This is a genomic window from Pseudomonas sp. SWRI154 (genome assembly GCF_014268645.1).
Classification (GTDB): Bacteria; Pseudomonadota; Gammaproteobacteria; order Pseudomonadales; family Pseudomonadaceae; genus Aquipseudomonas; species Aquipseudomonas marvdashtae.
In genome coordinates this window covers 173,465-195,551 of the sequence record NZ_JABWQW010000002.1, presented here as the reverse complement: position 1 = coordinate 195,551, position 22,087 = coordinate 173,465, and the positions used below count along the sequence as shown (strand labels likewise).

The window sequence follows — 22,087 nt, the reverse complement described above, 5'->3', positions numbered from 1 at the left end:
CACGGCGCGACGGGCGCGCATTGCTCCGCAGAGGACTCGGCGTCATAATGTAGCCCCTTTTTTCAGCCCCTACATGTGGAAGGTTACCGTGACTCAGAAGCCCGACCAGTGTCTTGGTGAATGGATTGATCGTGAAGCACTCGCCGAAGCGATGATCCCTCTCATCGGTCAGCTCTACCGCAATAACAACGTGGTGAGCTCGATCTATGGCCGCAGCCTGATCAACCAGTCTGTCATCGCGATCCTCAAGGCCCACCGCTTTGCTCGCCACCGTTCTTCCGACGACAGCGAACTCTCCGTCCACGAAACTTTCCCCCTGCTCAAGGCCATGAGCGAGCTCAAGCTCGGCGCGGCTTCGGTAGACCTGGGCAAGTTGGCTTTCAAATTCCGCAACGAAGGCAATGGCCGTAGCGCCGAGCAATTCGTGCGTGAAGAAATGGCTGATGTGGTCGGTCAGCAAAACGCTTCGGCCCGCAAAGGCACCGACGTCGTGTTGTACGGTTTCGGTCGTATCGGCCGTCTGCTGGCGCGCATCCTGATCGAAAAAACCGGCGGTGGCGACGGCCTGCGCCTGCGGGCCATCGTGGTGCGCAAGGGCGCCGAGAATGACCTGACCAAGCGCGCCAGCCTGCTGCGTCGCGATTCGGTCCATGGTTCGTTCAACGGCACCATCACCATCGATGAAGAAAACAACACCATCACCGCCAACGGTAACCTGATCCAGGTGATCTACGCGAAGAACCCGGCCGAGGTGGATTACACCCAGTACGGCATCAAGGACGCCCTGCTGGTGGACAACACCGGTGTATGGCGTGACGCCGACGGCCTCGGCCAGCATCTGGCCTGCCCAGGGATCGACCGTGTTGTTCTGACTGCGCCAGGCAAGGGCAAGCTGAAGAACATCGTTCACGGCATCAACCACAACGAAATCACCGCTGACGACAAGATCGTGTCCGCCGCTTCCTGCACCACCAACGCCATCGTGCCGGTGCTCAAGGCTGTGAACGACAAGTTCGGCATCATCAACGGTCACGTCGAAACCGTTCACTCGTACACCAACGACCAGAACCTGATCGACAACTTCCACAAGGGTGATCGCCGTGGCCGCAGCGCCGCGCTGAACATGGTCATCACCGAGACCGGCGCCGCTACCGCCGCCGCCAAGGCCCTGCCTGAGCTGGCCGGCAAGCTGACCGGTAACGCGATCCGTGTACCAACGCCGAACGTGTCGATGGCCATTCTCAACCTGAACCTTGAGAAAGCCGCCACCCGTGAGGAGATGAACGAGTACCTGCGCTACATGGCGCTGCACTCCGATCTGCACAAGCAAATCGACTTCGTCAACTCGCAGGAAGTCGTGTCCACCGACTTCGTCGGCTCGCGCCACGCCGGTGTTGTCGACGCCGAAGCAACCATCGTCCAGGACAATCGCGTTGTTCTGTACGTCTGGTACGACAACGAGTTCGGCTACAGCTGCCAGGTAGTTCGCGTGATGGAAGACATGGCTGATGTGAATCCGCCTGCGTTCCCGCGCTAAGCCTTAGCCGCTTGTGAAAACGCCCCGATTTGTCGGGGCGTTTTTTTTCGCCTGGGCTTTGTCAGGCGCCGCTGACCATTGAAGCCTGCGCCATCCGCAGTTCATGCCGGTTGCCCTTGAACAGCACCAAGGTTGCAATCAGCCCCAGTACCGCCGCGCCGCTGAGCCAGATGCCCGGTGCGGCCTTGTTGTCGAGCACATGGATCAGATAGGTGCAGGCCGCTGGGGTAAACCCACCGAACGTCGCCGTCGCCAGGCTGTAGGCCAGGGAAAAACCAGTGGTGCGCACTTCGACGGGCATGATTTCGGTCAAGGCGACCACCATCGCTCCGTTGTACGATCCATACAGGAACGACAACCATAACTCGACGATCAGCAAATGGCTGAAGCTGGGGTTCGCCACCAGCCAGGACAGCGCGGGGTACGCAGTCAAGATTGCAAGAATGGTCGCACCCAGCAACAGGGGTTTACGTCCAATCTTGTCGGAAAACGCGCCCATGACCGGCAGCCAGAAGAAATTCGATAAGCCGATGCACACCGTGACCAGCAGCGCATCCAGGTCCGACAGGTTCAGCTCGGCCTTGCCAAATGTCGGTGTGTAGGCGGTGATCAGGTAAAACGACACCGTGGTCATCACCACCAGCGCCATGCCCGCCAGGACGATGCCGAAATTCTGGCCGATGGAACGGACGATTTCCGACAGGGTAGGGCGGTGTTTTCTTGCCTGGAATTCAGGTGTTTCTTCCAGTGAGCGACGAATCACGAAGATGACCGGGACGATCAGGCAACCGACGAGGAACGGCACGCGCCAGCCCCATTCACCCATTTCCACGGGGCTCAGCCAATGATTCAGAGCGACTCCCAGCAAGCCGGCAAACACCACGGCAGCCTGCTGGCTGGCGGATTGCCAACTGACAAAAAAGCCCTTGCGCCCCGGCGTGGAAATCTCTGCCAGGTACACCGACACACCACCCAATTCGACGCCAGCGGAGAAGCCTTGCAACAACCGCCCCAGCAGCACCAGCAACGGCGCTGCTACGCCGAGGGTGGCGTAACCGGGCACGCAGGCAATCAGCACGGTGCCGGCGGCCATCAGCGCGAGGGTAATGATCAGGCCTTTGCGGCGGCCGTGGCGGTCGATGTAGGCACCGAGAAAAATCGCCCCCAGGGGACGCATGAGGAACCCGGCGCCGAATGTCGCCAAGGACAGCATCAGGGAGGCAAAGGCACTGTCGGTGGGGAAGAATGTCTTGGCGATGGCTGTGGCGTAGAAGCCGTACACCATGAAATCGAACATCTCCAGGAAGTTGCCGCTGACAACACGAAAAATCGCCTTGCCGTTGCTCGTTTGGGAAGACATGTGTAGGTACTCACTCTGGCCAATCTTGTAGGGAAGCATTGCTCGCTGCGGGAGCGCTGTAGCCCATAATGGCCGGCGTGGTTTTGAGGGGAGATGAAGATTTGTTAACTGGACGATGGATTGGGCTTGTGATGCTGGCCGGCGTGTTGTCCGGTTGCGGCAACGGCGACACCCTTGAACGCTTCGATGGCCCGACCATGGGTAGCCGCTATTCGATCCAGTACGTCAGGCATGTCGCCACAGCCGGTCCGATAGAGGTGCGTGGCGAGGTGGAGAGCATCCTTGCCGAGGTCGATCGGCAATTTTCCACCTACCGCGGTGACTCGGACATCGAGCGTTTCAACGCGCTGCCAGCCGACAGTTGTGCGGTCATGCCCGTTCCGGTTCTCGAATTGATCCGGGTCGGTGAGCAGCTGTCTTCGCAAAGCGATGGCGCTTTCGACCTGACCGTGGAACCTTTGCTGAATCTATGGGGGTTCGGTCCTCAGTCCCGTACCGAAGAGGTGCCCAGTGCCGACGCTTTGGCCCAGGCACGGCAACGTGTCGGCTATCGGCACTTGCACATCGACGGCGAGCGGTTGTGCAAAGACGCCGCGGTCGAGGTCGACTTCAACAGCATCGCCGCAGGCTATGCCGTCGACCGCATCGCCGGCCGGCTAAAGGCATTGGGCATCGACAGTTATCTGGCCGAGGTGACTGGAGAACTCAAGGCCGCTGGGCGCAAGCCGGATGATTCCGCTTGGCGTATCGCCCTGGAAGAACCCCGGGACGACAAGCGAGTGGCGAAGCGTGTCATCGAGCTCAATGGTTATGGCGTTTCGACCTCGGGCGACTACCGTAAATATTTCGAGCAGGGCGGCAGGCGATACTCCCACACCTTTGACGCACGTACCGGTGCGCCGGTCCTACACAACCTGGCGTCCGTCACGGTAATTCATCCTTCGGCGCTAATGGCCGATGGACTATCGACGCTGTTGCTGATTCTCGGCCCTGAACAGGGTTGGGACTATGCCCAGGAGCATGGCATCGGGGTATTTTTTGTCTTGCGGGACAATGACCGTTTCGTTGGTCGCACAAACGATGCGTTTGAACGGATGGTCGGCGGAAAAACCCAATAGGTTTCCAGCAATGAGCCCGTGGCGAGGGAGCTTGCTCCCGCTGGGCTGCGTAGCGGCCCCTTTTGTGAGCGCTTCGCACTCAAGCGGGAGCAAGCTCCCTCGCCACGATGATGCAGGCGAACTTGAGTAAGCGATGACAGCGTCATGAAAGGTTGCCTGTGGCGAAATAGCGCAGGCAGAGGGGGCGTTCTCAATTAGTTTCCCCACCGCGCCGGGTCTGCTGTTGTGCAGGGCAAGGCGCGAGAAGCGCGGTTTGGTCATTCCAAATAAGCTTCGAGCAACGCAGCCCTGCACAACAGCAGGCCCGGCCCTCCGGGTTGCGCCTTAAAGCGGGCCATGCTGCGTTGCAGGCCTTGGAAAGGGAATACCATTCCCAGCGGCCTGCGCCTTGCCTGGCCCGCTTTAAGGCACAACGCGGTGGGGAAACTAATTGAGAACGCCCCCTAGCCTATGACGCGACCAAGGGGTAATGTGCGCGGCGTTGACGCTTCTATAGACTGTGGCCGGGCTCGTGAACCGGCCCCAAATTGTTCCTTCATGCCGCCGGCCGGCATGATTTAGCCGTCGGTGCCAAATGTGGCGCCGCGGCCTGTTCTGAGGAGTACGCATGGCTGTCTACAACTACGACGTGGTGGTATTGGGTTCCGGCCCGGCGGGGGAAGGCGCGGCAATGAACGCGGCCAAGGCAGGGCGCAAGGTGGCGATGGTCGACAGCCGTCGGCAGGTCGGCGGCAACTGCACCCACTTGGGCACCATCCCGTCCAAGGCCTTGCGTCACTCGGTCCGGCAGATCATGCAGTTCAACACCAACCCGATGTTCCGGGCCATCGGCGAGCCGCGCTGGTTCTCCTTCCCGGACGTGCTCAAGAGCGCCGAGAAGGTCATCTCCAAGCAAGTGGCCTCGCGTACCGGCTACTACGCCCGCAACCGTGTGGACGTGTTTTTCGGCACCGGCAGCTTTGCCGACGAGCAGACGGTCGAAGTGGTCTGCGGCAATGGCGTGGTCGAGAAACTGGTGGCCAAGCACATCATCATCGCCACTGGATCGCGCCCGTATCGCCCGGCCGACATCGATTTCAACCACGCGCGTATCTACGATAGCGACACCATCCTGAGCCTGGGGCACACCCCGCGCAAGCTGATCGTCTACGGCGCCGGCGTGATCGGTTGCGAATACGCCTCGATCTTCAGCGGCCTGGGTGTGCTGGTGGAACTGGTGGACAACCGCGGCCAGTTGCTGAGCTTCCTCGACTCGGAAATCTCCCAGGCCCTGAGCTATCACTTCAGCAACAACAACATCACCGTGCGCCACAACGAAGACTACGAGCGCGTCGAAGGTTGCGACAACGGCGTGATCCTGCACCTCAAGTCGGGCAAGAAGATCAAGGCCGACGCTTTGCTCTGGTGCAACGGCCGTACCGGTAACACCGATACCTTGGGCCTCGAAAATATCGGCGTGAAGGTCAACAGCCGCGGCCAGATCGAAGTCGACGAGAACTATCGTACCTGCGTGCCGAACATTTATGGCGCCGGCGACGTGATCGGTTGGCCAAGCCTGGCCAGCGCCGCCCACGACCAGGGCCGTTCGGCTGCCGGCAGCATTGTCGACAACGGCAGCTGGCGCTTCGTCAACGATGTGCCGACCGGCATCTACACCATTCCGGAGATCAGCTCGATCGGCAAGAACGAGCAGGAGCTGACCCAGGCCAAGGTGCCATACGAAGTGGGCAAGGCGTTCTTCAAGAGCATGGCGCGGGCGCAGATCGCCGGCGAGCCGCAAGGCATGCTGAAGATCCTGTTCCACCGTGAGACCCTGGAAGTGCTGGGCGTGCACTGCTTCGGCTACCAGGCATCGGAGATCGTGCACATCGGCCAGGCGATCATGAACCAGCCGGGCGAACTGAACACGTTGAAGTACTTCGTCAACACCACGTTCAACTACCCGACCATGGCCGAAGCCTACCGGGTAGCGGCCTACGACGGGCTCAACCGGCTTTTTTGAGCGGCTCCGGCCGGTGGCCTGAGCCGGCCGGGGAGACCGATTTCAGCAATTCTCGAGGGTGGCAGTGGCCAAACCGGGAAAGTCTGTAATCAGGCTGTCAGCGCCAAAGTCGGCGAGCCTGCGCATGAGCGCGGGCTCGTTGACGGTCCACACCGACACATGCAGCCCCTGGCGCTGCGCCTTGACCAGGCGTTCCGGCGTGCACAGGGTCCAGTTCAGCGCGAGAATCTCGCAGCCATAGCTTTGGGCTACCTTCAACGGGTCGAGCCAGGCGTATTCGGCCACCAGTCCACGGGAAATATCTGGCGTCAGGTCCAGGGCGGCCTTGAGCACTTCCCGGGAACTGGACGTGATGGTGATCTTGTCCAGCAGCCCGAAACGCTGGGCCATCTCGCGGATCCCCAGTACGGTCGCGGCAGCCCGGGTGCGCGATGCGCTTTTAACCTCTAGCTGCCAGTGCTCGAAATCACACTGTTCGAACAGTTCTTCCAGGCGCGGGATCGGGCAAGGCTTGATCCAACCCGGTCCACCCTTGCGCGCGTCGTAGGTCACCAGTTCGGCAGCGGTGTGCTCAACGACCTTGCCCCGACGGTCCGTGGTGCGCTTGAGGGTCGGATCGTGGATCACCATCAATTCGCCGTCCATTGACAAGTGCAGGTCCAGCTCGCAACGGCGCACGCCGTGCTTGAGGCATTCCTGGAAACCGATGAGGGTGTTTTCCGGTGCTTCGCCCTTGGCGCCGCGGTGGCCATAAATGAGGGTCACGGTTCTTCCTTATTGATGCCAGATTCGTTCAGTTCTCGGGCCAGGCGTCGTTCTTGAGCCTGTTTTTGCAGGATATAGCGGGCCAGCAATTGACGCTGGGCGTCGGTCGGGTGCTCAAACTCGGTGCCTACGTCATAGCCACCGCCCTTGGGGTCGCAATGGGTAACGCGGGCCCGGAGCAACAACCCCAAGGCCTGGGGCATCAGCACCAGTTTGATCGACAGGTGTGCGCCGACGGCAATGGGGGTGGGGTATTGGAAGTCGATGCCACCTTCGGAGATGATCACCGGCTGGGGCTCGCCGATTTCGCCGAGTACCGTCACGGCGATGACCTGGCTGAGCAAATCGATGCGCTTGTTCATGGCCTTGAGATAGGCCGCGATGCTGCGTTCGCGCTCGCTGATCTGGCGCAACAGGTGTTGTGACTCGAATTCGCTCAGGTGCAGTTCGCTGAGCAGATTGAACAGTGGGGACTCATCCTGCAACACTTCCTGGCTGGCAGCTTCAGGAATGGACAAGGGCCGAATTTCCAGTGCGATCGTGTCCTCGATACGGTAGTATTCGCGGCGATCTTCTTCATCTAATGTCGACATGGCGAACCCATGGTAGCGGCGGTGGTCTGAGTGTAAAGCTGGTTTGTGACCCCCGCCACAAGGACGTTCCTTTTCCCTCCGAACAAGCCCCGACATGTTCAGACCTCTCTTCGTATTCATCGGCACGCGTTATACCCGTGCAAAGCGTCGCAATCATTTCGTATCGTTCATTTCCCTGACTTCCATCATCGGTCTCGCCTTGGGCGTGGTCGTGATGATTGTCGTGCTATCGGTGATGAACGGCTTCGATCATGAAATGCGCACCCGCGTGCTGGGCATGGTGCCCCACGCGACCCTCGAAACCGGGGAAGCCATCAGCGACTGGCCAAGCCTGGCCGCCAAGGTCAAGCAGAACCCTCAGGTCCTGGCCGTTGCGCCTTTCACCCAGATGCAGGGGCTGCTGACCAACGACGGCAAGGTGTCCAAGGTCTTGCTCAACGGCATCGACCCCGGGCTCGAACGGCAGGTGTCGATCATCGACAACTTCATGAAACAGGGGAAACTCGACGACTTGGCGCCGGGCAGCTTCGGTATCGTTATCGGCGACAAGGCTGCGGCCAAGCTCGGCGTGGCCATCGGCGACAAGCTGACGTTTGTCGCTCCGGAGGTCACCGTGACGCCGGGCGGGATGTTCCCACGCATGAAGCGCTTTACCGTGGTCGGCATTTTCCATGTCGGCGCCGGCGAGCTGGACGGCTACCTGGGTGTGACCAATCTCCAGGATCTGGCCCGCCTGCATCGCTGGAAGCCGGATCAGGTGCAGGGCCTGCGGCTGAAGTTCGACGACCTGTTCCAGGCGCCGCGCGTTGCCTGGAGCATTGCCCAGCAGCTCGGCGAAGACCGTTACTACGCCCGTGACTGGACCCGCACCCACGGCAACCTGTACCAGGCGATCCGCATGGAGAAGGCCATGATCGGCTTGCTGCTGTTGCTGATCGTGGCCGTGGCGGCCTTCAACATCATCTCGACGCTGGTGATGGTGGTGAACGACAAGAAAGGCGACATCGCCATCCTGCGCACCCTCGGCGCCACGCCGGGGCAGATCATGCGCATCTTCATGGTCCAGGGCACGGTCATCGGGGTGATCGGTACGTTCGTGGGGGCCTTGGTCGGGATGTTCGCCGCATTGAATGTCAGCGCCGCGATTGCCGCCCTTGAAGGGCTGCTCGGGCACAAGTTTCTCAACGCCGACGTGTATTTCATCGACTACCTGCCATCGCAGTTGCAGTCCGATGACGTGTTGATGGTCTGCGGCGCCGCGTTGATCCTGAGTTTCCTCGCCACCCTGTACCCAGCCTGGCGTGCCGCGCGCACCCAGCCGGCAGAGGCGTTACGTTATGAGTGAGTCGGGCATGAGTGAAAAAGCTATCTTGAGCTGCCGCAACCTGGGCAAATCCTACGAGGAAGGACCGGAGTCGGTGGTGGTGTTGTCGGGCCTGCAACTGGAGCTGCATCCTGGCGAGCGCGTGGCGATTGTCGGCACCTCCGGATCGGGCAAAAGTACCTTGCTCAACCTGCTCGGTGGCCTGGATACGCCGACTGCCGGCAGTGTCTGGCTGGCCGGGGAAGAACTGTCGGCGCTGAACGAGAAGGCCCGGGGCCTGCTGCGCAACCGGTCCCTGGGTTTCGTCTACCAGTTCCACCATTTGCTGCCCGAATTCACGGCGCTGGAGAACGTCTGCATGCCGCTGTTGATCGGCCGCACGGCAATTCCCGAAGCCCGGCAGCGCGCCACGGCGTTGCTGGAGCGGGTAGGGCTGGGCCATCGCCTGGAGCACAAGCCGGCCGAGCTGTCCGGTGGTGAGCGCCAGCGCGTGGCGATTGCCCGTGCCCTGGTCAACAAGCCGGGGCTGGTGATGCTCGACGAGCCCACCGGTAACCTCGACTCCCACACCGCACAAGGCATCCAGGACTTGATGCTGGAACTCAGCACCTCGATGCGCACCGCGTTCCTGGTGGTGACTCACGACATGAACCTGGCCCGCCAGATGGACCGTGTCCTGCACTTGCAGGAAGGTTGCCTGACGCCCATCTGATCGACCGAAACCCGGCGCCTGTTGAAAAGCGCCGGGTCTTTTATTTTCATACGGTGCCCCGCGAATGTTCAGACCGTTATCGATCTTTATCGGCACGCGCTATACCCGCGCCAAGCGCCGCAATCGCTTTGTTTCGTTCATCTCCATGACCTCGATGATCGGCCTCGCCTTGGGCGTGCTGGCGATGATCGTGGTGTTGTCGGTAATGAACGGCTTCCAGCGCGAAATGAGCTCGCGCATCCTCGGCATGGTGCCACACGCGACCATCGTCGGCGTCAATCCTATCGACGACTGGCAGCCGGTGGCCGCCGCAGCGTTGAAGAATCCCGAAGTGACCGCCGCAGTGCCGTTCACTGAAATGGAAGGCATGCTCAGCCACAAGGGTTCGATGCAGCCGATCCAGATCAGCGGCATTGACCCGGCCCAGGAAGGCAAGGTCTCGATCGTCGCCCAGCACATCGTCCAGGGGCGTCTCGATGCCCTGAAGCCGGGCGAGTTTGGCGTTGTCATCGGCGAAATCACTGCCCGGCGTTTCCGCCTCAACGTCGGCGACAAGCTGACCTTGATCGTGCCGGAAGTCAGCACCGCGCCGGGCGGCATCACGCCACGGATGCAGCGGCTGAATGTGGTGGGTGTGTTCAAGGTTGGTGCGGAGTTGGACGGCTCGATGGCGCTGATCCACCTCGCCGACGCCGCACAGATGCAGCACTGGCAGCCGAACCAGGTGCAGAGCGTGCGCCTGGCGGTGAAGGATTTGTACGCGGCCCCGAAAGTGTCCGGTGATATCGCCACCGGCCTTGGTGCGGCCTACAAGGCCGACGACTGGACCCACACCCAGGGCAGCCTGTTCAGCGCCATGAAAATGGAAAAGACCATGATCGGCCTGCTGTTGTTGATGATCGTCGCGGTGGCGGCGTTCAACATCATCGCCACCTTGATCATGGTAGTGAACGATAAAGGCGCGGACATCGCCATCCTGCGCACGATCGGCGCCACACCGCGGCAGATCATGGCGATCTTCATGGTCCAGGGCACAGTGATTGGCGTCGTCGGCACGTTGATCGGCGGCGTGCTGGGGGTAATTGCGGCGTTGAACGTCAGCGAATTGGTGGGGTGGCTGGAACGGGTCAGCGGCCAGCATATCTTCAGTTCAGACGTGTACTTCGTCAGCAACTTGCCGTCGGAGCTGCAGCGTGGCGACGTGATATTGATCTGCTCCGCCGGGTTCATCCTGAGCTTCCTCGCCACCGTATACCCGGCGTGGCGCGCGGCGAAGATCGAACCTGCGCAGGCGTTGCGGTATTCCTGAGGCGTCTGCCGGGAGAGAGCTTCTGTGGCGAGGGAGCTTGCTCCCGCTGGAATGCGCAGCGCTCCTAAAATATCGAAGCATCCGCCGGTCATTTGGGTGAGCGAGATTTTGGGGCCGCTACGCAGCCCAGCGGGAGCAAGCTCCCTCGCCACGGGCAGACCTCAACGTCCGTTAGGCAAATCAATCACGAACCGCGTCCAGCCATCAGCCGATTCGCAGCGGATCTCCCCGCCATGGGCACGGATGATCGAGCGGGTGATGGCCAGCCCCAGTCCAGCGTGCTCGCTGCTGCCTTCCTGGCGGGACGAATCGGCGCGATAGAAACGGTCGAACAGGCGCGGCAGCAAGTCCGCTGGAATGCCTTCGCCGCTGTTCTCCACGCTGACACTCACCTCTTGAGCTCCATCCACAATCCGCACACGCACTTCGCCGCCATCGGGAGTGAAGCGCAGGGCGTTGTCCATCAGGTTGGAGAGGGCCCGGCGCACCATGTTGCGGTCACCCTCGATACGGCACTCGCCCTCGCGGCTCAGGCGCACAGTGGCGTCTTCGGCCAGGGGTGCGAAAAAATCCAGCAGCACATCCACTTCCTCGGCCAATTGCAGCGGTTCGCGATGGAGCGCCAGCAGGCCATGGTCGGCCTTGGCCAGGTAGAGCATGTCGTTGACCAGTTGCGCCATCCATTGCAGTTCTTCGAGGTTGCCGTGCAGCGCTTCGCGGTAATCCTCCAGCGAGCGCTCACGGGTGAGCGTGACCTGAGTGTGAGTCAGCAGGTTCGACAATGGCGTGCGCAATTCATGGGCGATATCGGCGGAAAAGGCAGAGAGACGTTGAAAGGCGTCATCCAGGCGTCCGAGCATGTCGTTGATGCTGTGGGCCAATTCCGCCAGTTCGGCGGGCATATGCTCTTCTGGCAGTCGGGCGTTGAGTGAGCGGACCGAGACATTGCTGGCAATGGCGCCCATGCGTCGCAAGGGGCGCAGACCACGTCGCGCTGCCCAGGCGCCGAGCAGGGCGGTGGCCACGGCCGAGAGGCCGACGGTCAACCAGATCAGGCGCTGCATCCGCTGCAGGAAGTGCTGGTGATGAGTGATGTCGAGCAACAGCGTGAGCTGCGCTGAGTCCGCGCGATCAAGATACAGCGGCGCATTCAGCACCCGATAATCATTGTTGGCGTCGCTGAGCGTGGACAAGCCAAGCCGCTCCGGCACTTGCGCTGGAATTCGAATCGAGCCGCCATGCCAGCTGGCGCCTTCGTTGTCCTTGATGCGCAAGGCCAGGTCTGCCTGACGGCTCAACTCATCGTCCAGGAGTTTGCGCGGATCGTGGCCATGGCTGTCCTGCAAGGCGCGCCGCACGCCAATCAACTTGGCTTCGAGCACTTGCTGGTCCAGCTCGATGAAGTGCGCCTCGCTGCCTCGGCTGAACAGCACGCCTGCAAACAACGACACAATGGCGGTGCACGCAGCGAAAAGCAGAGCCAAGCGATTGCTCAGCGACCATCGACGATTCACAGGCTGCGCTCTTCGAGGACATAGCCCATGCCGCGCACGGTGTGGATCAGCTTATTGGGAAACTCATCGTCGACCTTGATCCGCAGACGCCGGATTGCCACCTCGATGACGTTGGTGTCGCTGTCGAAATTCATGTCCCAGACCTGCGATGCAATCAGCGACTTTGGCAGCACTTCGCCCTGGCGCCGAAGCAGCATTTCCAGCAAGGAAAACTCCTTGGCGGTCAAATCGATACGTCGGCCACTGCGCTCTACCCGCCGGCGGATCAGGTCCAGGCGCAGGTCTGCCAGTTGCAGGCTGGTTTCCTGGGTCGCCGAACTGCCCCGACGCAACAGGCTTCGAACCCGGGCCAGCAGTTCGGAAAAGGCAAAGGGCTTGACCAGGTAATCGTCGGCGCCCAGTTCCAGCCCGTGTACCCGATCCTGCACCGCATCGCGCGCGGTCAGGAACAGCACCGGCGTGTCCAGCCCAGCCCCGCGTACCGCTTGCAGGATCTGCCAGCCATCACGACCGGGCAGCATCACGTCGAGAATCAGCAGCGTGTATTCACCGCTCAGGGCCAGTTGCTGGCCGGTGATGCCATCGGCCACCAGGTCGGCGTTGAAACCGGCTTCGCTCAAGCCTTGGCGCAGGTATTGGCCGGTTTTCAGTTGGTCTTCGACGATCAGCAGTTTCATGGGCGGCTCGAGGCGGTGTTGAATGAGGGCGTTATACCGTGGCGGCTGGAGTGGTGGGGAAACCTGACAAACTTGTAACGTAAATGTCAGTCAATTGGCAGTCGCACCTGTCTAGAGTCTTCGGCAAATTGAACCTTAACTTGTCGGATTATGAATATGTTGACGATAAACCGCCTGGCCCTGGCCGCTGCCGCGCTGACATTGAGTACTTCATCCTGGGCGTCACCGGGGCACTTTGATTTCGGCCAGCCCGCACCCGCGACCAAGGCCAGTCGCAGTATCGACGTAGTGATCGGCGACATGTAGTGAAGGGCGACCTGACTGTCAGTCAGTAAGCACTCAAAGGTAGTGGAAAAGACTGGTAGAATCCGCTGATTCTTCAGTCAGGTTTCCGTCATGCATCCTGCAGCCGAACATTCGCCGCTGGGCAAATCCAGCGAATACATCGCCACGTACACGCCCTCATTGCTATTTCCCATTCCGCGCACCGCAAAATGGGCGGAGCTAGGGCTGACGGCCGAGACATTGCCGTACAAGGGCGTGGATTTCTGGAACTGTTTCGAGCTGTCCTGGCTGCTACCGTCCGGCAAGCCGGTGGTGGCTATCGGTGAGTTCGCCATTGCGGCGGATTCGCCGAACATCATCGAATCGAAATCTTTCAAGCTGTACCTGAACTCGTTGAACCAGACCCCATTCACCGATACCGCCAGCCTGGAAGCGACCTTGCGCAAGGACCTTTCGGCCGCTGCTGGCAAGCCAGTGGGTGTACGAATTCGCAGTCTCAAGGATGTGGAAAGCGAGGGCATCGTGGCGCTGCCCGGTGCGTGCATCGACGAGTTGGACATCAGCGTCGATTCCTACGAGCACCCACGCCCGGAGCTGCTGCGTTGCGATGCATCGCGCATCGTCGAGGAGAGCGTGCACAGCCATCTGCTCAAATCCAATTGCCCGGTGACCAGCCAGCCGGATTGGGGCAGCGTAGCGGTGGAGTATCGCGGTGCGGCGCTGGACCACGCGAGCCTGCTGGCCTACATCGTCAGTTTCCGTCAGCATTCGGACTTCCACGAGCAGTGCGTCGAACGGATCTTCCTCGACCTGCAGCGCTTGCTCAAGCCGGAGAAACTGACAGTGTATGCACGGTATGTGCGGCGGGGTGGGTTGGATATCAATCCGTATCGCAGTACTGAAGCGGTGCAGTTGCCGAACGGTCGACTGGTTCGGCAATAGATCATTCATGTGGTTGCGAGTTTGCATTTCAGCTCGCTGCCGTTAAAAAGCCCCGCTATCGTCAGCGGGGCTTTTCTGGATCAGGCATTCAAATGCCCATGTTGCCCAGCGTTAAAATGATGTTGCGCAACGTGCTCGCGATACCAGGATAATCGACTTCAAAGCGTTCCACGGCCAAGTTTACATCGTCGGCGAGACTGGAGTTCGGTAGAGCCGTCTCCAACTGGATTTTGGCTTCGAGTTGAGCCATCAGCTCTTGTAGATTTTCGCGCTGAGGTTCAGGTAGCGGCGAGTCCTCTCCCAGTCGCTCACGCAAGGTGTTGAGTTGCCCTTGCAGACTCTCGCGCTCCGGGTCGGTCAGCGGGGGGCTCTGGTCCAATTGCTCGCGCAAGGCATCGAGTTGTTCTTGCAATTCCCGGCTGGCAGGCATTGGCGTACTCCCTTTATTGATAGGCACTTCCATGGACCGTGACGCGGCGTCAAAAGTCCGTGGCTTGCCTTAAGAGTAATCCACACTTACACGCCCTGCATGATCCGGGTCACGGCTTCTCGCCTTTAAGTCGGCGCAGGCTGATATCGGCCAGGCAGGTATCGAGTTCTCCCAGATGGTCGATCACCGAATGCACGCCGAGGCCGAACAGCTGCACGGTGGCCTTGGCGCGTTTGGCCTCCCGTTCTTGTTGGCTCAAGGCCTGCCACTCGGCAGGTGCCAGGCCGCACAACGAGCCACAGGAAGCCAGCCCGATGGTCCACAACCCGGCGTTGAGCCCCGACTGCAACAACTTCGGTTCGCCACTGATCAACACGCAGCCGTCCAATTGCTGGACGTTCAGCGCCATCAGCGATTGCCAGCAAGCGTGCGGTGCTGGCCATGGCTGATTTGTTGCAGGAAGTTGCGGCGCCTTGATGAATGCCGGCAATGAGGCGGCGAGGCTATGGCTGACAGCAGGCGGCAATTCGTCGAGCCAGGCGCAGGGAATATCCAGATGCTGCAAACGTTGCAGACTTTCCAATGCACCGGGTGTCGGTTGTGCGAGATCGGTCGGCGTGGCCCCTGGCTGGCGAACACGCGCGCCGAAATCCACCAGGCATCCACTCAGGCCAAACAGTACAGCGGTGAGGCTGGGAGCGGGGAGGGGCAGGGCTTCGGCGCGGGGCATGAGAACGTCCTTGAAATAACCAAGCAGCCTAACGAGGCCCTATGACAGTCAGGTGACAATGAAATGAAGGCGGCGGATCGCGGAATGTTCCTACAGCCAGCTGCTCTTTTCAGTGCTGCCTATCCACGCGTTCCGCCTTATACTAGCCACCCTACCGCCTGGGCTCGGCGCCCTTGCCAGATTAATCCAAGGAGTTTTCCCTATGCGCTGGAGCCATCGTCTAGCTCAGCTGTGTCTGTCTGCCAGCGTCCTGCTGGTGCCGTTCGCCGCCCAGGCCGCCACGGAAGAAGATCCATGGGAAAGCGTCAACCGTCCGATCTTTACCTTCAACGACACCATCGACACCTATGCCCTCAAGCCGCTGGCGCAAGGTTATCAATACGTAACGCCGCAATTCCTCGAGGACGGCATCCACAACATGTTCCGCAACATCGGTGACATGGGCAACCTGGTCAACGACGTGCTGCAAGCCAAGCCGGCCGCCGCCGGGGTCGACACTGCACGACTGATCTTCAACACCACCTTTGGCCTCTTGGGCTTCTTCGACGTAGGCACCAAGATGGGGTTGCAGCGCAACGACGAAGATTTTGGCCAGACCTTGGGGTACTGGGGGCTGGGCAGTGGGCCGTACTTGATGCTGCCCTTGCTCGGGCCTAGCACCTTGCGGGATGCGCCTGCGAAGATGGTCGACAGCTATGCCACGCCGTACCCGTATATCGATAATGTATCGGTGCGCAATTCGATCTGGGGCCTGAACATCGTCGACACCCGCGCCAGCCTGCTGTCGGCCGAGAAGATGGTCAGCGGCGATAAATACGTGTTCATCCGCAATGCTTACCTGCAAAACCGCGAATTCAAGGTCAAGGATGGCCAGGTCGAAGACGATTTCTGATTTCGATTTGCAAAACACGAAGGCGGCCGAAAGGTCGCCTTCTTCGCTTTGGCGTTGGTTAAGGCGCAGATCCATCCTTCCATTGAGTTACGCTTCGCTCGGTTCTTATAACTCTCCGGACTTTGACAAATAAAGACGGCAAGCGGCTATCTGCATGAGCTTGAAACACCCCGCGGATGGGAGTACCGTCTGCGCCTTAGAAGGGCACCTCTGATGTATATGCGTGTAGGGCAAAGGCCTGAAACCTGTACGACAGAGAGGCTAGAAAGCGAATCCAGTAGTGCGCGCCAGGCCCGATTGCCCAGCCCGCTACGCCAACCTAATTCTGGCGCCGTTTGCCCACATGCCAATAACCAGTGCCACGCTGCTGATAATCGATGATGACGAAGTGGTGCGAGCCAGTCTCGCAGCCTACTTGGAAGACAGTGGTTTCAGCGTCCTGCAGGCCAGCAATGGCCAACAGGGTCTCCAGGTATTCGAGCAGGACAAGCCCGACCTGGTCATCTGCGACCTGCGCATGCCGCAGATGGGCGGACTCGAACTCATTCGCCAGGTCACCGAGCTGTCGTCGCAGACTCCGGTGATCGTGGTGTCGGGTGCGGGCGTGATGAACGACGCGGTCGAAGCCTTGCGCCTGGGCGCGGCGGACTACCTGATCAAGCCCCTCGAAGACCTCGCCGTGCTTGAGCACTCGGTACGCCGGGCGCTGGATCGCTCGCGCCTGTTGGTGGAAAACCAACGTTACCGCGAGAAGCTGGAGACGGCCAATCGCGAGCTGGAAGCCAGCCTGAACCTGCTGCAGGAAGACCAGAATGCCGGGCGCCAGGTGCAGATGAACATGCTGCCGGTCAGCCCCTGGACAGTCGATGGCTTCCGCTTTGCCCACCAGATCATCCCGTCGTTGTACCTGTCGGGGGATTTTGTTGACTATTTCCGGGTCGATGAACGTCGAGTGGCGTTCTATCTGGCGGACGTTTCCGGCCATGGCGCTTCGTCGGCGTTCGTGACGGTACTGCTGAAATTCATGACCACGCGCCTGCTGTTCGAATCCAAGCGCAACGGTACTTTGCCGGAATTCAAGCCTTCGGAAGTCCTTGGGCATATCAACCGGGGCCTGATCAGTTGTAAGCTGGGTAAACACGTCACGATGGTCGGTGGAGTCATCGACGAGGAGACTGGTTTGTTGACGTATAGCATCGGCGGTCACCTGCCGTTGCCTGTGTTGTATACACCCGACAGTGTTCGTTACCTGGAAGGGCGTGGTTTGCCGGTGGGCCTGTTCAACGAGGCGACCTATGAAGACCACGTGCTGGAACTGCCTCCGGCGTTCAGCCTGACGCTGATGTCTGATGGCATTCTGGACCTTTTGTCAGAACCTACACTCAAAGAGAAAGAAGCGGCCTTGCCTGAACGGGTAAGTGCGGCGGGCGGCAGCCTGGAAGGCCTGCGGCAAGTGTTTGGATTAGCCACGCTAGGGGAGATGCCGGATGATATCGCCCTGTTAGTGTTGAGCAGGAACCTTTGATGAGTACCGGTAGAATCCAGTTCGCCGAGCAGGACGGCACATTTGTCCTGAAGTTTGTCGGTGAAGTGCGCCTGACCTTGTGTTCAGCGCTGGATGCGACAATCGAAAAGATTTTCACCGCGTTGAATTTCAGCGCTATCGTGATCGACTTGACCGAAACCCGTAGCATCGACAGCACCACCTTGGGCTTGCTGGCCAAGCTGTCGATCCTGTCGCGGCAAAAGGTCGGCCTGCTGCCTACCGTCGTGACCACCCACAACGATATCACCCGTCTTCTGCAATCGATGGGCTTCGACCAAGTGTTCAATATCGTCGGCGACCCGGTGCCATGCCCGGAGTGCCTGGACGATCTGCCCGACCAGGACCAGTCCGAAGAGGAAGTGCGGATCAAGGTGCTGGAAGCCCACAAGATCCTGATGGGCCTGAACGACTCCAACCGTGAAGCGTTCCATGACTTGGTCAACGCGTTGGAGCGGCCTTGATTCTCTCTATCGGCTGAGCGACCTTACCGCAGCAGCTACATCACGCACAAAAAAGGGCGAACCCATTCAGGTTCGCCCTTTTGCATGTCGCTGACTCAATTCAGAGCTTGGCTTGCAGCAACGCTTCCAGCTTCTCCTGATCCCGAGCGAACTGGCGGATGCCTTCGGCCAGTTTCTCGGTCGCCATGGCGTCCTCGTTGGACAGCCAGCGGAACTGTGCCTCGTTGAGGCTCAAGCGTGCTTCTCCGGCTTGCCCAGGCGCCAGCTTGCGTTCCAACTTGCCCTCGTCGGCGGCCAGTTTTTCCAGCAGTTCAGGGCTGACCGTCAAGCGGTCGCAGCCGGCCAGTTGCTCGATCTGGTTGAGATTGCGGAAGCTTGCGCCCATGACCACGGTCTTGTAGTCATTGGCCTTGTAGTAGTTATAGATGCGCGTCACCGATTGCACGCCCGGATCATCGGAACCGGTGTAATCGTTGCCATTGGCCTTCTTGTACCAGTCATAGATACGACCCACGAACGGCGAAATCAGGAACACGCCGGCATCGGCGCAGGCGGCGGCCTGGGCGAAGGAGAACAGCAGGGTCAGGTTGCACTGGATACCCTCGCGCTCCAGCTTCTCGGCGGCGCGGATGCCTTCCCAGGTGGACGCGATCTTGATCAATACGCGCTCACGGCCAATGCCGGCCTTGTCGTACAGGTCGACCAGGCGATGGGCACGCTTCAACATGGCCTCGGTGTCGAACGACAGGCGCGCATCCACTTCGGTGGAAATGCGCCCCGGAATCACTTTCAGGATCTCTTGGCCCACCGCGACGCCAAAACGGTCGCTCGCCAAGCCCACATCGCCCTTGCAGTCCGCCACGCAGGCGTTCAGCAGCTCGGCGTAGCCGTGAATGGCCGAGGCCTTGAGCAGCAGGGAAGGGTTGGTGGTAGCGTCTACGGGCTTGATGCGGGCGATGGCTTCGAAGTCGCCGGTATCGGCCACGACGGTAGTGAACTGCTTGAGTTGTTCCAGCTTGGAAGTCATGGGCGTGCTCTGTCCTATGGGTCCGTTGACATTACCCGAGGGCCGGCAGCCACTCAAGGGTGTGAAGAGGTATCGATGGCTCCAGCGGCAACAACCTGAAAACGGCTGTTTGAAAGGCCGGGGCAACTACTGCTAGATACGATGCCAAAACAGCTCGCAGGTTCAAAGCAAGTGACGGTTACCGCCCTTCAAGCAAGTGTCCCGCCTGATCCAGAAGCGCCAGTGGATCCTTGGTCTTGTGGATATCCACCGACAACAACTGCCGAAACCGTCGGGCCCCCGGGAAGCCAGTGCCCAGCCCCAATATATGCCGAGTGATGTGATGCATGGCGCCGCCTGTGGCCAAGTGATGGGCGATATAAGGCCGCAACTGTGCCAAGGCTTCGGCGCGGCTGATGACCGGCACCGTGCTGCCGAATAGCTGTTGATCGACTTCGGCCAGCAGGTACGGGTTATGGTAGGCCTCGCGTCCGAGCATGACACCGTCGAACGTTTGCAGGTGTTCGTGGCACGCCTCGAGCGTCTTGATCCCGCCGTTCAGGACAATTTCCAGCCCAGGGAAATCAGCTTTCAACCGCGCCACCACGTCATACCGCAACGGCGGAATGTCACGGTTCTCCTTCGGCGACAGCCCTTCCAGGATCGCAATTCGCGCATGCACGGTGAAACTCGTGCACCCGCTTTCGTGCACCGTGCCGACGAAATCACACAGCTGCTCATAACTGTCGCGTCCGTTGATTCCGATCCGATGCTTGACTGTCACTGGAATCGACACCGCATCACGCATCGCTTTCACGCAATCGGCCACCAGCCCTGGATGCCCCATCAGGCAGGCGCCAATCATGTTGTTCTGCACTCGGTCGCTGGGGCAACCGACATTCAGATTGACCTCATCGTAACCATGTTCCTCGGCCATCCGGGCGCACGCCGCCAAGTCGGCCGGAACGCTGCCGCCCAATTGCAGGGCAAGCGGGTGTTCGGTCCCATGGTGGCGCAGGAAGCGCTCGTGGTCACCGTTGAGTAGCGCGCCGGTGGTAACCATTTCGGTGTAGAGCAGGGCATGCTTGGAGAGGATGCGCAGGAAGTAGCGGCAATGGGCGTCAGTCCAATCCATCATGGGTGCAACACTGAAGCGCCGAGAGACCGATTGTTTAGAAATTTCTTGAGAAGGCATGGGAATCTGGAGGCAAAATGCGAAGGGCGGCCAGTTTATCAGGTATGGGGCGTTAGCGATTGCGGTTGGCCCAGCGCCTGCGCGCGAGACGGGCCGTTACTTCATTGTGTCGTGCCTACGCTGATGACGGCTTGGCTGTTGATTTCCACGAGGCTTAACGCACCGTCGGAAAAAGAGCAGCCAGTGTCCATATAAACGACGTTGCCGAGGCGCGTGACGTTGGGGACGGTGGAATGCCCGACGTAGAGAGCGAGGAGGCCCTTGATTGAAGTCTGGTCCTGTCGTTCTATTTTTTCTCGGGCATAGAGGGCTTGCGCCAAGGCTTGGTGTTGACACTGCTCTCCAAGTTTCCCGGTAATGGCGTCTTTCGCACTCTGCCAATCATCGTTAAGGCCGATCATCGGCGCCTGGGCATGTACGATCCCGACCGTTTCGTTTGGCGATAGATGGATTTCGATAATGACTGGAAGTTTTTCGAAGGCCTTTAACAGCTTGTCCTGGATGGCAGGGGTCAACTTGTAGAGCCAAGCGCCACCGTTGCGGATATGCCTGGGCCTGTCTCCATGACCGGCGATACCGTCGATCAGCATTTGCTCGTGATTGCCGCGTACCGCGTGGAACCAGGGCTTCTCCAGCCAGTTCAACACGTCTTTTGAGTCGGGGCCCCGGTCGATAAGATCGCCCACGGAAAAAATACGGTCCAGCTCGGTATTGAAATTCACCGCGGTCAAGGCCGTGGCAAGCATGTTGAAATGACCGTGTAGGTCGCCCACCACGAAGTCGCGACCTTGTTTGTTCGGTGGGAAAGAGGCGGTCCGGTACATGTTTATCTTTTGGAAAGTTTGGCTGGTGGGGAATGTAGCACTTAAAAGGGGAGGCGCAGAGAGGGCTTATGCTTAGGGTTGAATCGCTTGCCCGATACATTTTTCAAACACTTTCTCCATAGGCCCAAGCACGCAGTTGTAGGCCGCGATATTGGCGCAAATCCATTCGTGTTTTTCGATCCCCCACCAACTGATCTCAAATCCGGCATTCATGATCAGATGCTCAAACAGTATGCGCTGGGCGCGGCCATTGCCTTCGCGGAAGGGGTGCACGACGTTGATGTCGGAATAGGCATCTGCCACAGCCACGATCAAGTCCGCTCGGTCCATGCCTTCGAACCAGTTCGCCGTCGCCAGTTTGGCGAAGATTTTCTCGGCTTCCTTTTCCATGTATTCGGGTTGGCAAAAGCGCGAGGCTTGTTTGGCCATGCCAACGGTGCGCAGCTCCCCGGCCCACTCGAACAGGTCGCAGAACAATGCTCGATGAATATTTTGCAGGTAGCTCAGGTTGTAGGGGGGAGGGTTGAATTCGACGCTTGCCGCTGCGATGGCCGACAGTTGTTGTTCGGCTTCGTCCAGGGTCGGCTCGTCGCGGATCTCGAGTTTATTGCGAAGGACCGTGGAGCCCGCGTAGCAGTAGGCGTCTTCGCCGACGCCATATTTGTCGGGCATCAGGTTCGGGTCTGGGTGAAAGTCTTCAGGACTTGTTCACGGGAGGGCAGCTTGCATTCGCCGTCTTCGGGAGACACCTTGAAGCCTTCCAGGCGCAGGCTGGCTGCGTAATTGGATCGGCGTGTCCTGGCCGCGTAGGCCTTCTTTGTCTCAAGGCTGACATTGCCCATGGGGCTGAACCTCAATCGCGTGG

22 protein-coding genes and 1 pseudogene are annotated in these 22,087 nt (G+C 59.9%); 11 read left to right on the top strand and 12 right to left on the bottom strand.

The genetic code is table 11. The features are described from left to right. Positions 1–73: 73 nt before the first annotated feature. Positions 74–1,537 carry a glyceraldehyde-3-phosphate dehydrogenase gene (locus HU806_RS02915; RefSeq protein ID WP_186609817.1) on the top strand — a complete coding sequence of 488 codons (1,464 nt, stop codon included), beginning with the start codon at positions 74–76 and terminating at the stop codon, positions 1,535–1,537. A gap of 61 nt (positions 1,538–1,598) precedes the next feature. On the opposite strand, the gene tcuC is transcribed toward HU806_RS02915, so the two are convergent. Further along, positions 1,599–2,897, bottom strand: a complete 1,299-nt coding sequence (gene tcuC, locus HU806_RS02910) for an MFS transporter (protein ID WP_186609816.1) — start codon at positions 2,895–2,897, stop codon at positions 1,599–1,601. A 131-nt stretch (positions 2,898–3,028) separates the two neighbouring features. Between tcuC and HU806_RS02905 the strand changes: the two genes are divergently transcribed. After that, a complete protein-coding gene (locus tag HU806_RS02905; RefSeq protein ID WP_238350109.1) occupies positions 3,029–4,015 on the top strand; it encodes an FAD:protein FMN transferase in 987 nt (328 codons plus the stop codon). Between the two features lie 607 nt (positions 4,016–4,622). Next, positions 4,623–6,017, top strand: a complete 1,395-nt coding sequence (sthA, locus tag HU806_RS02900) for a Si-specific NAD(P)(+) transhydrogenase (RefSeq protein WP_186609814.1) — start codon at positions 4,623–4,625, stop codon at positions 6,015–6,017. A gap of 42 nt (positions 6,018–6,059) precedes the next feature. Here the strand turns inward: sthA and HU806_RS02895 are convergent, their stop codons facing one another. Both HU806_RS02895 and HU806_RS02890 read right to left on the bottom strand, forming a co-directional pair. Next, entirely contained in the window at positions 6,060–6,782 is a 723-nt protein-coding gene (locus tag HU806_RS02895; RefSeq protein ID WP_186609813.1) for a glycerophosphodiester phosphodiesterase family protein, read from the bottom strand. Beyond that, positions 6,779–7,375, bottom strand: coding sequence for a PilZ domain-containing protein (locus HU806_RS02890; RefSeq protein ID WP_181286899.1), 597 nt, complete (start codon positions 7,373–7,375; stop codon positions 6,779–6,781). Before HU806_RS02890 ends, HU806_RS02895 begins: the two co-directional genes overlap by 4 nt. A 94-nt stretch (positions 7,376–7,469) precedes the next feature. On the opposite strand from HU806_RS02890, the gene HU806_RS02885 reads away from it, so the two are divergent. From HU806_RS02885 to HU806_RS02875, 3 genes are all read left to right on the top strand, one after another. Beyond that, positions 7,470–8,720 carry a lipoprotein-releasing ABC transporter permease subunit gene (locus HU806_RS02885; protein ID WP_186609812.1) on the top strand — a complete coding sequence of 417 codons (1,251 nt, stop codon included), beginning with the start codon at positions 7,470–7,472 and terminating at the stop codon, positions 8,718–8,720. A 7-nt stretch (positions 8,721–8,727) separates the two neighbouring features. Continuing rightward, on the top strand, positions 8,728–9,411 hold the full coding sequence (gene lolD / locus HU806_RS02880; protein WP_162843734.1) for a lipoprotein-releasing ABC transporter ATP-binding protein LolD: 684 nt from the start codon (positions 8,728–8,730) through the stop codon (positions 9,409–9,411). Positions 9,412–9,475: 64 nt separating this feature from the next. Beyond that, complete coding sequence (locus HU806_RS02875; RefSeq protein ID WP_186609811.1) at positions 9,476–10,720, top strand: lipoprotein-releasing ABC transporter permease subunit; 1,245 nt, start codon at positions 9,476–9,478, stop codon at positions 10,718–10,720. Positions 10,721–10,881: 161 nt separating this feature from the next. Here HU806_RS02875 and HU806_RS02870 read toward each other — a convergent pair whose 3' ends face one another. Together HU806_RS02870 and HU806_RS02865 are read right to left on the bottom strand one after the other, a co-directional pair. Then, a complete protein-coding gene (locus tag HU806_RS02870; protein ID WP_186609810.1) occupies positions 10,882–12,234 on the bottom strand; it encodes a heavy metal sensor histidine kinase in 1,353 nt (450 codons plus the stop codon). Further along, positions 12,231–12,911 (bottom strand): heavy metal response regulator transcription factor, encoded by a 681-nt coding sequence (locus tag HU806_RS02865; RefSeq protein ID WP_186609809.1) that lies wholly within the window; start codon positions 12,909–12,911, stop codon positions 12,231–12,233. Before HU806_RS02865 ends, HU806_RS02870 begins: the two co-directional genes overlap by 4 nt. Before the next feature lie 156 nt (positions 12,912–13,067). Between HU806_RS02865 and HU806_RS02860 the strand changes: the two are divergent. Together HU806_RS02860 and queF are read left to right on the top strand one after the other, a co-directional pair. After that, positions 13,068–13,214: pseudogene (locus tag HU806_RS02860) on the top strand (copper-binding protein); the annotation flags it as partial. Between the two features lie 93 nt (positions 13,215–13,307). Next, the gene (queF, locus tag HU806_RS02855) at positions 13,308–14,138 is read left to right on the top strand and encodes an NADPH-dependent 7-cyano-7-deazaguanine reductase QueF (protein WP_186609808.1); all 831 of its coding nucleotides are present in this window, start codon (positions 13,308–13,310) and stop codon (positions 14,136–14,138) included. 88 nt (positions 14,139–14,226) lie between these two features. Here queF and HU806_RS02850 read toward each other — a convergent pair whose 3' ends face one another. Together HU806_RS02850 and pcrP are read right to left on the bottom strand one after the other, a co-directional pair. Beyond that, positions 14,227–14,499 (bottom strand): DUF4404 family protein, encoded by a 273-nt coding sequence (locus HU806_RS02850; protein WP_346657144.1) that lies wholly within the window; start codon positions 14,497–14,499, stop codon positions 14,227–14,229. A 178-nt stretch (positions 14,500–14,677) separates the two neighbouring features. After that, entirely contained in the window at positions 14,678–15,298 is a 621-nt protein-coding gene (gene pcrP, locus HU806_RS02845) for an HAD superfamily inactivated hydrolase PcrP (RefSeq protein WP_186609806.1), read from the bottom strand. Positions 15,299–15,500: 202 nt separating this feature from the next. On the opposite strand from pcrP, the gene HU806_RS02840 reads away from it, so the two are divergent. From HU806_RS02840 to rssC, 3 genes are all read left to right on the top strand, one after another. Then, positions 15,501–16,190, top strand: coding sequence for an MlaA family lipoprotein (locus HU806_RS02840; RefSeq protein WP_186609805.1), 690 nt, complete (start codon positions 15,501–15,503; stop codon positions 16,188–16,190). A 343-nt stretch (positions 16,191–16,533) separates the two neighbouring features. After that, positions 16,534–17,715: a two-component system response regulator RssB gene (gene rssB / locus HU806_RS02835; protein WP_186609804.1), complete on the top strand. Its 1,182-nt coding sequence runs from the start codon at positions 16,534–16,536 to the stop codon at positions 17,713–17,715. Further along, positions 17,715–18,197, top strand: a complete 483-nt coding sequence (rssC, locus tag HU806_RS02830) for an anti-sigma factor antagonist RssC (protein WP_186609803.1) — start codon at positions 17,715–17,717, stop codon at positions 18,195–18,197. Before rssB ends, rssC begins: the two co-directional genes overlap by 1 nt. A 100-nt stretch (positions 18,198–18,297) precedes the next feature. On the opposite strand, the gene tal is transcribed toward rssC, so the two are convergent. The 5 genes from tal to HU806_RS02805 form a co-directional block, all read right to left on the bottom strand. Beyond that, the gene (gene tal, locus HU806_RS02825; protein WP_186609802.1) at positions 18,298–19,224 is read right to left on the bottom strand and encodes a transaldolase; all 927 of its coding nucleotides are present in this window, start codon (positions 19,222–19,224) and stop codon (positions 18,298–18,300) included. A 178-nt stretch (positions 19,225–19,402) separates the two neighbouring features. Then, the gene (gene dusA / locus HU806_RS02820) at positions 19,403–20,398 is read right to left on the bottom strand and encodes a tRNA dihydrouridine(20/20a) synthase DusA (protein ID WP_186609801.1); all 996 of its coding nucleotides are present in this window, start codon (positions 20,396–20,398) and stop codon (positions 19,403–19,405) included. A 101-nt stretch (positions 20,399–20,499) separates the two neighbouring features. After that, on the bottom strand, positions 20,500–21,222 hold the full coding sequence (locus HU806_RS02815; RefSeq protein ID WP_186609800.1) for a metallophosphoesterase: 723 nt from the start codon (positions 21,220–21,222) through the stop codon (positions 20,500–20,502). A 72-nt stretch (positions 21,223–21,294) separates the two neighbouring features. Continuing rightward, positions 21,295–21,894 (bottom strand): putative adenosine monophosphate-protein transferase Fic, encoded by a 600-nt coding sequence (locus HU806_RS02810; RefSeq protein ID WP_186609799.1) that lies wholly within the window; start codon positions 21,892–21,894, stop codon positions 21,295–21,297. Continuing rightward, positions 21,894–22,064 carry a YhfG family protein gene (locus HU806_RS02805; protein ID WP_186609798.1) on the bottom strand — a complete coding sequence of 57 codons (171 nt, stop codon included), beginning with the start codon at positions 22,062–22,064 and terminating at the stop codon, positions 21,894–21,896. Before HU806_RS02805 ends, HU806_RS02810 begins: the two co-directional genes overlap by 1 nt. Between the last annotated feature and the right edge of the window lie 23 nt (positions 22,065–22,087).